The organism is Pseudoalteromonas sp. DSM 26666 (assembly GCF_900116475.1).
Lineage (GTDB): Bacteria > Pseudomonadota > Gammaproteobacteria > Enterobacterales > Alteromonadaceae > Pseudoalteromonas > Pseudoalteromonas tetraodonis.
Genome location: NZ_FPAR01000006.1, coordinates 42,540 through 57,365, shown reverse-complemented (window position 1 = coordinate 57,365; position 14,826 = coordinate 42,540). Strand labels below are relative to the sequence as shown.

Genomic DNA, 14,826 nt, shown 5'->3' with positions numbered 1-14,826 from the left:
TGGTGGAAGATATTTATTATCCGGAGTTCAGGTTAACTAAGCTTAAAGCGCGATACCACGCTTGATAACTCAACACTGCTTTGTTTGAGTTTGTCGCTAGCGCGAGTTAAATCTTTGGTGTTACCCAATGATTGCTCTGTAGATTGTGATAAATCATTAATTCTTAAATTCACCTCGTCTGCGGCTGATGTTTGCTGCTCTGTGGCGCGAGCAATTTGGCCGTTCATATCGGTGATCACCGATACCAGCCTGTCTATTTCATCAAGTGATTCATTAGCTGAAGAGGCTTGTTCAACCGTAGAAATAGAAATCTCTTGGCTAGATTTTACCGCTTCAACTGCAGCTTTAGCCCCTTCTTGCAGCTTAGCGATCATAGCTTGAATCTCATCAGTGCTTTTACCTGTCCGGCTGGCAAGTGTTCTTACTTCGTCGGCTACAACGGCAAAGCCTCTTCCATGTTCACCTGCTCTTGCAGCTTCAATAGCTGCGTTTAGCGCTAACAGATTGGTTTGTTCAGCAATGCTTCTAATAACATCAAGTACTGAGCCAATATTATTACTCTCTTGAGCAAGGTCGGCGGTCACTTTGCTCACGGTTTCTATATTACTAGAGAGGGTTTCAATGGCGGTAATGGTTTTCGACACTACATTTTTACCCGTTGATGCATTACTAGCAGCATCATTTGCGGCTTGCTCAGCAGCTTCGGCATTACGGCTAACATCATGAATTTGATGAGTCATTTGCTCCATTGCCGCGGCTACTTGGGTGCTACTGTCGTTTTGAAGCTCAATAAACGACTGGCTGGTTTTGCTAGAATCATCTACAGCATGGGCATGCTCGTTTACATCGTTTGCGCTTTTGGCAACCAGTACTAAAGACTCTCTAATTTTAGAGACAAATAAGTTAAATGACCGCGACAGCTGAGATATTTCATCATTACCATTTTCGTTGAGAGTACGAGTTAAATCCCCCTCACCTTGAGAGATATCTTTCATCATCTGCGCTGCTAAACGAGTCGGCGTTAAAATGCTTCGGCCAATAAAATAGCTAAATAACACCACCACAATAATCATAATAACAACATTGATAACGATAATAGTACGTTGCTGCGAAAAGGTGTTGTCTATGGTATCAAGGTAAACGCCCGAGCCGATGATCCATTGCCATTGATTAAAGCCTTTTACATACGCAATTTTATCTACGGGTTTGTCGCTGCCGGGTTTTGGCCACTTGTAAGGCACATAGCCTTCGCCGGATTTTTTAACAACATCAACCATTTCAACAAACAAAGGGGTGCCATCAGGGTCTTTATTATTCGTTAAATCTTTCCCTTCAAGGGCTGGTTTAATTGGGTGCATTACCATGGCTGGCTGATAATTGTTGATCCAAAAATAGTTAGTATCATCGTAACGCAATGAGCGTATTGAGGCCATCGCTTGAGATTGTGCTTGTGCACGAGTGAGTGTTTGACTTTGTTCAAGCGCTGCGTAGTGTGTAATGATGCTATAAGCAGTTTCCACCACATTTTTAGTTTTTAGATATTGCTCATTTTTAAGCGATTTATATTGATTACTTAAACTCGAAATACTCAATACAATTAAACCAAAAATTACAATCCCTACTAAAATGGCTAAACGTTGAAATATAGTAAAACGACGGAGGTTTGGCATATGCATGTTCCCGTATTAGAGCATTATTTCTCTTAAATAAGCATAGTTAAAATATAGGCTAATACGGTTTTATTTTCCTTATATTGTATTTTTAATACTCTCTTTATTAACTAGTTTGCGTAAATACAATAAAAAGGATAGGCCGAACTTTTACTTAACGGGTGCTTATAATGAATTTAATTATTGTTTGTTGACGTTTCAATATAGCTTATCTGCATAAAAAAAGGCTGATACTTATATCAGCCTTTAGTCGAATAATTAACCCGGTTTTAGTTACTTTGTATTAAAATTACGGTTAAAGAAGTTTGTAATAGTTTGATGTAAATGAGTTTGAACTTGTTTACCGCGAAGGCTATGTTTTGAGCCCGGGTAAGTCATCATTTCAAACTGTTGATTGTTATCTTGCAGCTGTTTAAATAATTTAGTGGCATGGGTAAATAATACGTTGTCATCGGCCATGCCATGGTAAATCATTAATGGGCCTTTTAAGCCTTCAGCGTATGGGAACACAGCACTGTCGATATAGCCTTGGGCATTAGTATCTGGGTGACCCAAATAGCGCTCGGTGTAATGGGTGTCGTATAGAGCCCAGTCGGTAACCGGAGCACCAGATACACCCGCGCTGAAGTAATCGCCTGCTTTAAACATGGTCATTAGCGCCATATAACCACCGTAGCTGTGGCCGTATATACCTATGCGAGCAGGGTCTACGTAATCAAGAGTACGTAAAAACTCAACGCCTTTGATTTGATCCGCCACTTCTACAACGCCTAAGTGCTTATAAATCGCATCTTCAAACTTTTTACCGCGATTGTAAGAGCCTCGGTTATCAAGTTGAAAAATTACATAACCTTGTTGCGCCATGTATTGAAAGTATAAGTTTTTGCTGCGCCAGCTATTGGTTACTCGCTGAGCATGAGGACCACCGTAAACGTTGACAATAACCGGATGCTTTTTACCCTTTGCCATGTTTGCTGGTTTAAATAAACGGTAATGCATAATTTGGCCGTCTTCAGCGGTAATTGTGCCGTATTCGGGCTGGGCTAAATCAGTTAGATACGGGGTAAGTGGGTGAGAGTCATCAAGCTTATTCTCTTCAAGCCACGTAATAAACTCACCATTAATTTTGCGCAGTGCAGCTGAATTTGGCTTATTAACCGATGAGCTATTATCAATGAAAGTTTTATTATCTTTCGCTAGAACGACATTATGGTATTGGCCTTTTTCAGTAATGCGCTTCATAGCCCCTTTTTTAAATAAAGGCGCACTGTATAAATGGCTCTCTAGCGGGGTATCTTTACGTGCAGCAAAGTAAACAACGCCATTTTTTTCATCTATCCCTTTTAGGCTATCTACGACCCAATCACCTGCGGTAATCTGGCGGATAAGTTGGCCGTTATTACGATATAAATAAAGGTGCTTAAATCCATCGCGCTCTGAGGCCCATACAAAATGCTTTTTATCTTTTAAAAATTCAAGGTCAAAATGCAAGTTGATCCAGGTATCACTTTTTTCAGTTAAAGCAACGGTTTGCTGTTTTGTTTTAGTGTTGTAAAAACGTAGTTCTAAGCTATGTTGCGAGCGGTTTTGCCATTGATAAGAGAGCGTATTGCTGTCGTTTAGCCACTTAGCGCGGGCAATATAAATATCTTTATCGTCGCCTAAGTCAATCCAGTCAACTGCTTGATCATTAAGCTTTACCACCCCAAGTTGAATGTCAACATTATTGGTGCCAGTAAATGGATAACGCTGGTTAAATAGTTTTACTTCATCAGCATAAATTTCGTTACGAATCGCTTCTTGAACAGGGCTTTCATCAACGCGAGTAAAGGCGATTTTAGATTCATCATTTGCCCACCAATAACCGGTCATACGGCTCATTTCTTCTTGCGCCACAAATTCGGCCATGCCGTTTTTAATTACGCCACCGCCATCTTTACTTAACTGAATTTCTTTACCTGAAGCCAGCTCTAGTGCATATAGGTTTTGCTCTCGGATAAAGGATACGAAATTTCCTTTTGGAGAGAAACGCGCATCGGTTTCAAATGCGTCTGTGTTAGTCAGCTTTTTACTATTTTTAGCATCTAAGTCATAGTAATAAAGATCGCCATTAAGAGGGAATAACAGTGCTTTCCCATCTTTTGACCATTTATATTCAAGGATACCTTTTCCAAAAATACGTTGGCGTTCGCGGCGTGCTTTTTCTTCATCGGAGAGATTTTCTGGGCCTGAAAATAACTGCGCCGAATCAACTAACAACCGGTTGGTATTATCTTTTAAATTATATTCCCATAAATCGTAGCGGTTATAGTCATCGGTTTTACCTTGTAAGTAGGTAACCCGGCTACCATCAGGCGAAAACTTAAGTTGTACCGGAGATTTGCCTGCTAAGCTCGGATCATCAAATATACGTTCAAGCGTTAGCGGCTCAGCTTCTGCGCTTAATGCGCCCGCGAGTAGGGGAATTGCCAGTGAGAGGTGTTTTAGTTTTTTTAACACAGGATTGCCTTTACTTACATAAAATTATCTCGATGGTAAAGCACAAGCGTGTGCAACTGCAACTAAATGCTATAAAGTGTGCGGTAAAATAATCTAAGGACTTTAACATGAGCAAAACATCATTTACCTTAGCACCTGAACTGAAAAGAGATTGTATTGAACTGGCTGATTGGCCACTTTGTAAGGTGTTACTATTAAACGACAGCCAATATCCTTGGTTTGTATTGGTCCCCAGAATAGCGGGCTTAAAAGAGATTATTGATTTAACCGAGCAGCAACAAATTACTTATTTACACGAGTCAGCGAAACTCAGTCATTTGTTAATGGAGGTGTTTAATCCTGATAAGTTAAATGTAGCCGCATTGGGTAATATGGTGCCACAACTACATATTCATCATATCGCGCGTTTTAAAACAGATATTGCATGGCCTGCGCCGGTATGGGGCAAGTTTCCGAGTGTGCCTTATACTAATGAGCAGATAGAGCAATTAAAAGCGCATTTTTAAAAATCAAAATGAGTTACTTTGAGGGGATAGTATGAAATTAATCAAACAACTCTGTACAAGTGTATTTATTGCAGCCATTGCAGTGTCAACAGTGATAGCGGGCGAGCAGCCAGTAGCTATAGATGTGGTAAATAACGCTAATATTAAAAACTTTGCAGCACATAACAACTTGGTTTTTTCAGCAGCGCAGCCCAGTGATGCGCAGTTTAAGCAATTGTCACAAGCTAATGTTAAGCATGTTATTAATTTACGTGCAGCAGATGAGCAAGACTGGGATGAAGGAGCGTTAGTCAATTCTTTAGGAATGAATTACCACGCAATTGAGATTGCAGGTGCACAAGATGTAAACATCGACAATGCAAAACGATTAGCTAGCCTTTTAGAAGAACTTAAAGGTGAGTCAGTGGTTGTTCATTGTGCGAGCAGTAATCGTGTTGGTGCGCTAATGGCTATTTCAGCCCATCAACAAGGTGCAGATATTGAGTCTGCAATTGAAACAGGCAAGCAGTGGGGAATGGCAAGCCTTGAGCCGGTTGTTCGTAAAGTGATGAGTGATAAATAATTAGACTGATAAGTAATTAGGGTCTGTTGACCTTTCAAGGTTGAATTTGCAGCAGTCTGTTTGGTATTTAGGCAAGGCAGAGCCTATGTGGTGTTATTCCCCATAAATAGGCGATAACGCAGCATCAATGCCAAACAGGCGCTGCCCTTTGGGTTCTGCCTAGGGGCGATTTACTCTTTGTTGCCTACATGGATGTAGGTAAGGGGCGTGAGCAGGACGCGGAAGCTTTGCTTGGTTTTTACTTAGCCCACTAGGTTACAAACCTCGCGCCGCGATTAAACCGCCCCTAGTTTGAACAAATTTTAATCCGCAAAGGTCAACAGACCCTAGATAAAAAAAGCGTTACAGTGTAACGCTTTTTTATGTGAGCTAATTTAGCGCATATTAATTAAGGCCAAGTACATCTTTACCTTGTTTGAAGGTTACATCTACAGGGATGTTCGCTTTGCTTAACTTTTCTAAATCTTTAGCTAGTTCCGCTTTAATATCGCCATGAGTTGCAATCAGTTGATCAACTTTTTCGTAATCACCGTCACCTTGCAGGGTTAAAATAAGGCGCGATAATTTAGCCATAGCGTCGCCCATTTTATCCATGTTGATGCTATACAAGCCGTCTTCATTTTTAGAGAAGGCACCTTCTTGAGCAAAAAAGTTAAAGCGGATCATGTTTGCTTTACCATGTGCACTTGAAGCACCGAAACGCACAGAGCGGAAAATACCCGCCATAAAGGTGGTGTAGTAATCTTCTAACGTTCCTTCAGTGATTTCCCCTTTTTTAAGTAACTGTTCAACCATGTACAGACCAAGAATATCTGCTTTACCTTCTTCCAAGGCGCTAGCATGCTCTTGTAGAGATTGGCGAACGGTACCTTTGCCGGTAATAGTATTTTTAATACCTAAACCGTGAGCTACTTCATGGAACATAGTGTTAGCAAAAAATGCATCAAAGGTAATGTGTTTACGTTGCTCTGGCACAATTAACTGCTCTGCGATAGGGACTAAAATTTTATCAAACTTCGCTCGCATTGCATTTTTAAGCTGTAAGCGACGTGTGCCTTTTTCTAGCTGAACTTGCTCATCATTTGGTAAGTTAATTGCAATGGTTTTACTGCCGGCATTTGAGTGCCCAGCATAATAAACAACATCGTAGGCATTTAAGTCAGCATCTGAACCAGGTACTTCTTGCTTATACTTGCTATCTACAGGTAAACCTTTTTGTAGTTCAGGTAAAAAGGCAGCAAATTTAGCCAGGCGTTCGCTCCATTTTAAATCTTTAATTAGTACATACGATTCATAGGCAGCACGGTAACCAAATAATTGGTCTTCGTAGTTTTCAATTGGGCCAATAACAACATCGATAGGATTATTTTTCATATCCATCCAAGCAAAGTCAGAGGCTTGGAAATCATCGCTTTGTATTGCGTCAGCTCGTAAGTTTAGGTAGTTGGCAAATTCTTTGTCGTCAGCTAATTTGCTAGCGTCTCTAAGTAACTTAGCTGTTTGGGCAAGTTCTACGGCATATTCTTCTGAATAAGGCGTGCTGTATAAATTACCTAGTTCATCGCGTTTAATAAGTGAGTAAAGCCCTGTTTTATCTTTTACATCAGCGTTATTAAGCTCTTCTTTGGTGATGTCGGCCGGATAAAAACCTGCCCCAAGCGGCTTTTCTTTGTAGCCAGATAAAAATACTTCATCGCCATTTAAGCGATCCCATGGGCCGTAGTTTATATCTGCAAACTGACGTACTTTTTCATCATCTAATTGTGCTAAAAAGCTTTGTTTATCTTCACCAAATGCTTGTTTCCAAAATAAATCGTCCATAATTTTTGAAGCATCAATAAGCTTGGCAACCATGGCTTTTTGGTTCTCAGATAAGTGTGACAAATCGCTTTGTAAGCTAAAGTCTGTGTATATGTCTAAGCGTTGACGGTCAATATTAACGAGTGTTGGCCCTGAAGGCGCTTGAGAAGCCGTTGGCGCTGAGCTTTGCGGCGTATTGTTTGAAGACGGTGCTTGCTCAGAACAGGCACTAAGAAAAACGATGCCAGAGAGCAGTATTGCTTGGCTAATTTTATTTAAGATCATTATATTGCCTTTAAAAAGTCTATTTTGTAACTTGTATACTGTAAGTTAAGGTACTGAATGAGTATTAGTGTGCCTTAGCATGCTTGCATTAAAGCAAAACATACTAGCAAATAGCAAGTATTAGACGTTAGAGTGCACTAATGAGGGGCCGCTGGTAAATAATCAATAATTATCTACAATTCTTTCTATTTTAGGTATATGTTTAATACTACTAAGCTTTGAAATAATTAATAATATAAGACTTGCTGTAAAGTGTAGGTCATTAAGCAAAGGGATATTTTATGTCTACAGAAAATGCCTTACTCACTATTTTAGTTGACAGAATTAACAACGACACACTGGTGTTGCCTACGTTACCTGAGGTAGCGATTAAGGTTCGCCAAGCCGCAGATAACCCCGATGTTAATTTGATGCAAATGTCAGATGTGATAGCACATGATCCTGCATTGTCGGCGCGTATGATCAAAGTCGCAAATAGTGCAATTATGGGCCGAGCTGTAAAGGTGTCTAACTTGCACCAAGCCGTTACACGTATTGGGCTTAGGCAAATAAAAAATATTGCCACAGCCATGGCGATGGAGCAGTTATTTGTATCTAACAACGAGTTAATAAAAGGCTACATGGGAAAGGCGTGGCATAAAACGCTGCATGTGGCCTCGCACTCTATTTCATTAATGGAGTTTTACTTAAAAAGAAATACCCATACATCGCTAAATCGTGATGCCATTACATTAGCTTCATTAGTTTATAATATTGGGGTGTTACCCATTTTAACTGAAGCAGAGCGTCACCCTGAAGTGTTTGCAAGCCCCAGCTTTTTAGCCCATGCGATTCAACGTTTAAGTGGTAAAATTGGTGGTTCAATCATGAAAGCGTGGGAATTTCCTGATGTGTTTGTTGAGGTCGCGCAGCACTGGGCAGATGTGAATCATCGTACTGCTGAGGTGAGTTATATCGACTTTATTCGTGTTGGTGCAATCCTTGAGGGAACCTTACAAGTATCTGATAAGTCAGCAGCGCTGCAAACGTATATTGATAAAGGCATATTTCCTTCATTAGAAATATTAGAGAGTGAAGAGTATTTGCATATGGTTGAAGACGTAAAAGAAATGTTTAGTTAATACCAATTTTATTAAAAACATGATTATTCTAGCGTATTAAATAATCCGCTACCTGCGTTAAAAATTATTTATATAGAACAACTATGTATCATAATTTTTGCCTTGTTATCGACTTATTTCTTTGTCGCTATAATAGATCACTAATTTAATGAATTGGTATAACTTGTTTTTGAATAATAAAAAGCACGATTAATACCGTGCTTTTATTTTTAATACTATTTAATAAAGCTTTTACGCTAAATCGTCAGCATCACCTAAGCCCTGTGTAAGCTCTTCTAGCAATTGCTTAATTTCTTCAGATGCAAGAATAAAATCAGCATCTAGTTTAACCGCCATATCTTCTTTAGGAATATCGGCATTTTCTTCTTTAAGTGTTTCTGAATAGCTTAAACGTTTAATTGAGCCATCGTTTTGTAGCATAAATTTAACGCGCTCTTGCCAATCAAGGGCAAGCTTAGTAACGCGCTTACCACTTTCAAGGTGCGACTTCACTTCGTCACACGATAGGTCATGGCCTTTAAGTTTTACCTGGGCGCCACTGTCATCAGCTTCTTCAAGTTCAGCGTCTGATCCAATTGCAAAGCCCTCTGGAGTACTAAAGTTAGTAAGCCAGTCAGTTAAAAATACGTCTAAATCATAATTAGCAAACGCAGGAACAACGGGTAATGTCCCTAATGATTTACGTAATAGAGCAAGTAGTTCCTCTGCTTTATTAAAGCTTGCACTATTAACTACCACCCACCCATTTTCTTGGTCTATAAAAGCAAACTGCAAGCTCGATTTTTTAAATGCTTGTGGCAATAAGGTGTGTAAGATGTTTTCTTTTAATTCATCTTTTTCTTTTTTCTTTACTGGGCGATTTTCTTCGGCTTCAATCTGATCAACTTTTTCTGCTACCAGCTCATTTATTACCGAGGCTGGTAATACTTTTTCTTCACGTTTAGCGCACACTAAAATACTTTTTTGTGAGAAATGAGACAGAGTTTCACCATGTTTACCAAATGCTTTTGTCCAACCAAATGTTGCCAACTCTTGGCCAGTACAAGGACGAAATAGATCTTGCTCTAATGCCTTATCAAAGTCTTCTTGTGTGTATGAAACGTCTTGTTTAAAGCGATAGCATATAAGGTTACTAAACCACATAGGGGAATGATCCATTTAAAAAATTTGTGCAATCATAGCAATAAAAGCCGCTTCTAGAAACGGCTGATTTAGCTTAATCGAGTTTAAAAAGTGGCAGGGGAGATGACATGTTTTTAGGGAACGAAATACGGTAGTGTAACCCTTGCCCAGGCTCACTACTTACTTCAATTTTACCATTGAGCGTTTGTTTTACTAGATTAAAAATAATATGGGCACCTAAGCCGCTGCCACCCTCATCACGCTTGGTGGTAAAAAATGGGTCAAATAAACGCTTTAGTTGAGCCGGTTTTAAACCTAAACCGTTATCTTGATAATTAATGATGAGGTCGTTTTCATCAGTATTTACATCTATGGTGATTTGGCCGCTGTTTATATTTTCAAAACCATGCACTAATGAGTTCATAATTAGGTTCGTAAATATTTGGCTAATGACTCCCGCAGGTAAGTTAATAATTAAATCATCTGGGCAATGTAGGCGAATGCTGTGAGATGTTTTTTTAATTTGTGGGTGCAAAGAGCGTATAACTTCGTTGATGTAGTCTTTAAAGTTAATTGTTCTTAGAGCTTCACTGGCCTGATCTACCGCAATTTGTTTAAAGCTGGTTATTAAATCTGAGGCACGTTCTAAGTTGTGAGAGAGTAGTTGAGCGCTTTGCGCTGCATCATTAATAAAGCCTTCTAAAGCCGCAGACGATAATGATTTATTTTTATACGCAGTTTCTATTTCGGTTAATCGCTCTTGTAAAAAAGAGGTGGCAGTAACGCCGATACCAATAGGGGTATTAATTTCATGAGTGATCCCCGCCACTAAGCCGCCTAATACCGCCATTTTTTCTGAGCCAACCAGTTGCTCTTGCGCAAAGCTTAATTCATCGAGCGAGCTTTGCAGCTGAGTTTGTTTGCTTAACAGTTCTTGTTCGGTTTGCTTTCGTAAATCGACTTCCTCTGTTAAAACTGCTTTTTGTCGCTCTAGTTCATATTTTTGTTGCTGTAGATCGATCATTGCTTGGCTTAAATTTGATGTTTTACGCGCAACATCCTGTTCAAGTTGTAAGTTTTGTTGATCCAGTTTTTGATTGCTTTCAATTAGGTCATGCTGAGTTTGTTTTAACTCTTTTTTATACTCAACAACCTTCGAAATCAGATTGTTAAAAGAGCGTTCCATTACTTTAAGCTCGTTATTTTCATCGGTGACTATTTTAACCTGTTGACCATCAAGCTCTTCTAACTCAAGGTATTCAATTTGCTCGGTTAATTGAGTAAGGGGCTCGGTGAGTAACTTTCTAAATGCAATTAAAAATAAGATGATTAAAAAAGTAGTTTTAATCATGGCATTACCAATCAAAAAGTAGATAGAGAGCATAATGCGACTAAAAATTACATCGCGACTAGAAAATAAAGTAACATCGCCTACTTGCGTTGCTCGTCCTGAAAACTCAAAAATAAGTGGAAATGTATAGCCAAATAAACCGGCTTTGGTGTCCTCTACCATGACATCTTCTTGCACAAGTTGCTGACTGTAAAGATTGTGAATATTTAGCGCGCGGCCTAATTGAGAAATAATAGCGCCATTATCGTCACGAATAATAACCCCCTCAACCATAGGTATATCGAGCAATCCTTCGGCGGTTGTGGTGGTTTGCTTTATATTTAGCTCCCAAATTGCTCTGGTTAAACTTCTACCAAAGGTCTTTTGTAATGTGCCAAGTTCATCGCGTATGTAATCTTTAGTATTAACGTACTCTGCGAAAATTTGCCCGCAGGTCACCACAAAGGTCAGTATAAAATAAACTGATAAAACCCGAGTGAGTAACTTTGTTGAAAGACTTTTTTGCGGCATGGGAGGCTTATATTTCCTTAAATTATTCAACTGTTAATGTACGCTTATAAACATTAGTTAATAAATGATTAAAAATAAACATATATTTTATAATATTGCTATTTAGCGTTGTTAAATAAGCAATCATTCTGTTCTATATCCATGGGGTTTCTATTTGAGAACTGTTGGTTTGGATAGGCTGTTTTTTACTTGGAAATAGTTAATTTACTAATTTGTATTGTGCAATTAAGCATTTTATTGATAACGTTAATAAAAGTTACAATAAATAATCTGCTCGTTGCTAATTTGGTTATAATTTTGACTGTTGCGGATTGGGCAACCAACTAATTTTACAGTGGGTCTAGGTGTTTTGTATGAGTTTAATTAATGAGTCATTATGATGCGTTTTTCTATTTTAGTCTGTGATGATTCCACCGTTGCTCGCAAACAGGTAATGCGCTGTTTAAAAGAATGTATTGATGCCGATATTCAGCAAGCAACTAACGGTAAAGAGGCGTTGGAGCAATTGCGTCAAAGGCATTTCGATCTCCTGTGTCTTGATTTAACCATGCCTGAAGTTGATGGTATTGAAGTACTTGAGCAAATCAAAATTTCTAAAATAGAGTCTTATGTATTAGTGATCTCTGCTGATATCCAACAAAAAATGCAAGCACGTGTCGCGCAACTAGGCGCAATCGATTTTATTCATAAGCCAATTAATAAAACACAACTGAGTACAGTTTTGCATAAGTTTGGCATTTATTAATAAATTTCATGATGAAAAAGACTGTTTTATCTGCTAATTTAGGGTTGACAGAATAGCCTGTGTTAAGGCAGTCTTAAGCTTATGAAAACATTTAGTCTTGTAACGACCATTATTATTACAACCACCATTCTTACTGGATAGTGGCATAGGTCGGTGCAACAAATTTAAAGGCCTGTGTTCACTTAGAACACAGGCCTTTTTTCGTTTTATGGAATGAGGAAACATAAAAAATGCGCGTATTAAAATTTGGCGGCTCATCGCTCGCTGATTTTGCCTGTTTAGAGCAAGTTGCTGCACTCGCTAAGGCACAATTAAAAGATGAAATGTTACTGGTATTGTCAGCCCCAGGTGGCATGACTGACTCGTTAGTTAATTTAGCTAGTACTGCAGAGCAGGGGCATGACTTTAGCGAACAATGGCATTCACTGACTAGCCGATGCAACATGCTCAAAGCAGCGGTAGAGGAAAAGCAAGGAGCAGTTCAAAACTGGCCTGACTTTAACGAACTTAAAAATAAGCTTGATGGTATTGCACTGATAAAGTGCTGCCCTGATCAGGTCAGAGCGTTCATTATTAGCTTTGGTGAGCGTGTTAGCGTATCGCTAATGCAAAGTCTATTAGCCGATCATAACGCGCATTATTTACAAGCAACAGATTGTATTGTTTCAACCGGCGGATACATAGACGCAGAAGCGGATTTAGTGGCCAGTAAGGCACGTTTTCAAGCCGTGTTAAAAGAATCCCCTGCGACGGTTTACATTATGCCTGGTTTTACTGCAAGTAATGATGAAGGGGAGCTCACAACGCTTGGTCGTAATGGGTCTGACTACTCGGCGGCGATTGCTGCGGCGTGTTTAGAGGCGCAAGTGTGCCAAATATGGACTGACGTTGATGGTGTATACAGCGCCGATCCGCGTTATATCAAAAAAGCCACTAAGGTTGATTTCCTATCTTATAAAGAAGCGATGGAACTTTCTTATTTTGGCGCTAAAGTATTGCACCCTAAAACTATCTTACCGTGTGCAAAAGCAGGGGTGCCATGCGAAATTAAAAACACCCATAACCCAGATGCGCAAGGCTCACTAATTAGTAACGATACGGTATCTGATGAACCAGTAAAAGCACTCTCAAGCCTACAAAACTTAGCTATGTTGACCGTTTCAGGCCCTGGTATGAAGGGCAAAGTGGGCATGGCATCGAAAGTATTTAATGCATTAGCGCATGATAACGTGTCAATCGTCCTGATCACTCAATCATCATGTGAATTTAGTATTAGCTTTTGTGTGCATGAAAGCGATTTAAATCTAGCGTTAAGTGCGTTGCAAGTAGCCTTTGACTTAGAGTCAAAAGCGGGGCTCATTGAGCCGGTAAATGTGCAACGTAATTTAGCAATAGTAACGTTAGTTGGTGATAACATGCGTGCCCATAAGGGGTTAGCGGCTAAGTTTTTTGCATCGCTTGCACAAGCGCAAGTAAACATTGTTGCCATAGCGCAAGATTCAACAGAAAGTGCTATTTCAGCCGTTATTGACGGTGAATTATGTAATGACGCGGTTAAAATTTGCCATGAAAACTTCTTTACTCATGTTCCTTCAATTGATGTGTTTTTATTGGGCTGTGGCTTAGTCGGCCAAGAGCTAATTAACCAACTTGAACGTCAACAAGCATGGCTTGAAAAGCGTAATATTAAATTAAACCTATATGGTGTTGCCAACTCTCGTCAATTACACCTTGATGGTGAGGGGATTGCGTTTGATGATTGGCTGCAAAAACTGGCGCAGTCAGAGCAAGCGTTTGATTTAAAACTGGTCGAGCAGTTTGTTAAGCAAAATCATTTAGTTAATCCAGTGCTAGTTGACTGTACTTCATCAGATGCCTTAGCTGCACAATATGTAGATTTTTTAAATGCAGGTTTTCATGTTGTGGCTGCCAATAAAAAAGCCACCACGAGTTCATATACGTATTACCAAGATTTAATTGCAGCAACACATAAAAATAATCGTAAGTTTTTATACGAAACTAACGTAGGTGCAGGTTTACCTGTAATCGATAACTTGCAATCGTTGTTTGGTGCAGGTGATGAGTTACTTGAGTTTAGTGGTATTTTATCAGGCTCGCTTTCATACATGTTTGGTGCGCTAGAAGATGGTTTATCACTTTCTGAAGCAACAATTAAAGCCAAAGAAAGCGGGTTTACAGAGCCCGATCCACGCGATGACTTATCGGGAACTGACGTAGCACGTAAATTACTGATCATTGCACGCGAAGCCGGTATGAAATTAGAGCTTAGCGATATTGAAGTGGAGTCGGTTTTACCGCCAGGTTTTGCCCAAGGTGACAATGTTGAGCAGTTTATGGCGAAATTACCTAGCTTAGATGCTGGTTTTAACGACCGTGTTCAAAGTGCAGCAAGTGAAGGTAAAGTACTTCGCTATGTAGGCACAATTAAAAATGGTCACTGTAAAGTCGGAATCGAAGCGGTGGATTCATCACATGCATTGAATGTTATTCGTGATGGTGAAAATGCGCTGGCTATTTTAAGCCAATACTACCAACCGCGTCCGTTTGTAATTCGTGGTTATGGGGCTGGCTCTGCAGTAACGGCAGCGGGTGTATTTGCAGACATATTAAAAACATTATCTCGCTAGGAGTCAG

At 39.5% G+C, this 14,826-nt stretch carries 10 protein-coding genes; 5 read left to right on the top strand and 5 right to left on the bottom strand.

The window, feature by feature from the left end:
• Nucleotides 1-32: 32 nt before the first annotated feature.
• Together BM380_RS12170 and BM380_RS12165 are read right to left on the bottom strand one after the other, a co-directional pair.
• A complete protein-coding gene (locus BM380_RS12170) occupies nucleotides 33-1,670 on the bottom strand; it encodes a methyl-accepting chemotaxis protein (protein ID WP_090494561.1) in 1,638 nt (545 codons plus the stop codon).
• Nucleotides 1,671-1,943: 273 nt separating this feature from the next.
• Nucleotides 1,944-4,169, bottom strand: a complete 2,226-nt coding sequence (locus tag BM380_RS12165; protein ID WP_069439227.1) for a S9 family peptidase — start codon at nucleotides 4,167-4,169, stop codon at nucleotides 1,944-1,946.
• A gap of 107 nt (nucleotides 4,170-4,276) precedes the next feature.
• Between BM380_RS12165 and BM380_RS12160 the strand changes: the two genes are divergently transcribed.
• Nucleotides 4,277-4,675 (top strand): HIT domain-containing protein, encoded by a 399-nt coding sequence (locus BM380_RS12160; protein ID WP_013464220.1) that lies wholly within the window; start codon nucleotides 4,277-4,279, stop codon nucleotides 4,673-4,675.
• 31 nt (nucleotides 4,676-4,706) lie between these two features.
• Nucleotides 4,707-5,237 carry a protein tyrosine phosphatase family protein gene (locus tag BM380_RS12155; RefSeq protein WP_090494559.1) on the top strand — a complete coding sequence of 177 codons (531 nt, stop codon included), beginning with the start codon at nucleotides 4,707-4,709 and terminating at the stop codon, nucleotides 5,235-5,237.
• Nucleotides 5,238-5,621: 384 nt separating this feature from the next.
• On the opposite strand, the gene BM380_RS12145 is transcribed toward BM380_RS12155, so the two are convergent.
• Complete coding sequence (locus BM380_RS12145; protein WP_090494557.1) at nucleotides 5,622-7,322, bottom strand: dipeptidyl-peptidase 3 family protein; 1,701 nt, start codon at nucleotides 7,320-7,322, stop codon at nucleotides 5,622-5,624.
• 281 nt (nucleotides 7,323-7,603) lie between these two features.
• Here BM380_RS12145 and BM380_RS12140 point away from each other — a divergent pair, with 281 nt between their 5' ends.
• A complete protein-coding gene (locus tag BM380_RS12140) occupies nucleotides 7,604-8,443 on the top strand; it encodes an HDOD domain-containing protein (protein WP_090494555.1) in 840 nt (279 codons plus the stop codon).
• Nucleotides 8,444-8,674: 231 nt separating this feature from the next.
• Here BM380_RS12140 and rdgC read toward each other — a convergent pair whose 3' ends face one another.
• Nucleotides 8,675-9,586 (bottom strand): recombination-associated protein RdgC, encoded by a 912-nt coding sequence (rdgC, locus tag BM380_RS12135; RefSeq protein WP_008111993.1) that lies wholly within the window; start codon nucleotides 9,584-9,586, stop codon nucleotides 8,675-8,677.
• A gap of 73 nt (nucleotides 9,587-9,659) precedes the next feature.
• On the bottom strand, nucleotides 9,660-11,426 hold the full coding sequence (locus BM380_RS12130; RefSeq protein WP_013464224.1) for an ATP-binding protein: 1,767 nt from the start codon (nucleotides 11,424-11,426) through the stop codon (nucleotides 9,660-9,662).
• A gap of 376 nt (nucleotides 11,427-11,802) precedes the next feature.
• On the opposite strand from BM380_RS12130, the gene BM380_RS12125 reads away from it, so the two are divergent.
• Both BM380_RS12125 and thrA read left to right on the top strand, forming a co-directional pair.
• Nucleotides 11,803-12,171 carry a response regulator gene (locus BM380_RS12125; RefSeq protein WP_024601555.1) on the top strand — a complete coding sequence of 123 codons (369 nt, stop codon included), beginning with the start codon at nucleotides 11,803-11,805 and terminating at the stop codon, nucleotides 12,169-12,171.
• Between the two features lie 230 nt (nucleotides 12,172-12,401).
• Nucleotides 12,402-14,819 (top strand): bifunctional aspartate kinase/homoserine dehydrogenase I, encoded by a 2,418-nt coding sequence (gene thrA, locus BM380_RS12120; RefSeq protein ID WP_090494553.1) that lies wholly within the window; start codon nucleotides 12,402-12,404, stop codon nucleotides 14,817-14,819.
• Nucleotides 14,820-14,826: the final 7 nt, after the last annotated feature.

Excerpts from the sequence above, each read along its gene's own strand:
- BM380_RS12170 (WP_090494561.1), bottom strand. The coding sequence starts at position 1,670 with ATGCCAAACCTCCGTCGTTTTACTATATTTCAACGTTTAGCCATTTTA.
- BM380_RS12160 (WP_013464220.1), top strand. The coding sequence starts at position 4,277 with ATGAGCAAAACATCATTTACCTTAGCACCTGAACTGAAAAGAGATTGT.
- BM380_RS12155 (WP_090494559.1), top strand. The coding sequence starts at position 4,707 with ATGAAATTAATCAAACAACTCTGTACAAGTGTATTTATTGCAGCCATT.
- BM380_RS12145 (WP_090494557.1), bottom strand. The coding sequence starts at position 7,322 with ATGATCTTAAATAAAATTAGCCAAGCAATACTGCTCTCTGGCATCGTT.
- BM380_RS12140 (WP_090494555.1), top strand. The coding sequence starts at position 7,604 with ATGTCTACAGAAAATGCCTTACTCACTATTTTAGTTGACAGAATTAAC.
- rdgC (WP_008111993.1), bottom strand. The coding sequence starts at position 9,586 with ATGTGGTTTAGTAACCTTATATGCTATCGCTTTAAACAAGACGTTTCA.
- BM380_RS12130 (WP_013464224.1), bottom strand. The coding sequence starts at position 11,426 with ATGCCGCAAAAAAGTCTTTCAACAAAGTTACTCACTCGGGTTTTATCA.
- BM380_RS12125 (WP_024601555.1), top strand. The coding sequence starts at position 11,803 with ATGATGCGTTTTTCTATTTTAGTCTGTGATGATTCCACCGTTGCTCGC.
- thrA (WP_090494553.1), top strand. The coding sequence starts at position 12,402 with ATGCGCGTATTAAAATTTGGCGGCTCATCGCTCGCTGATTTTGCCTGT.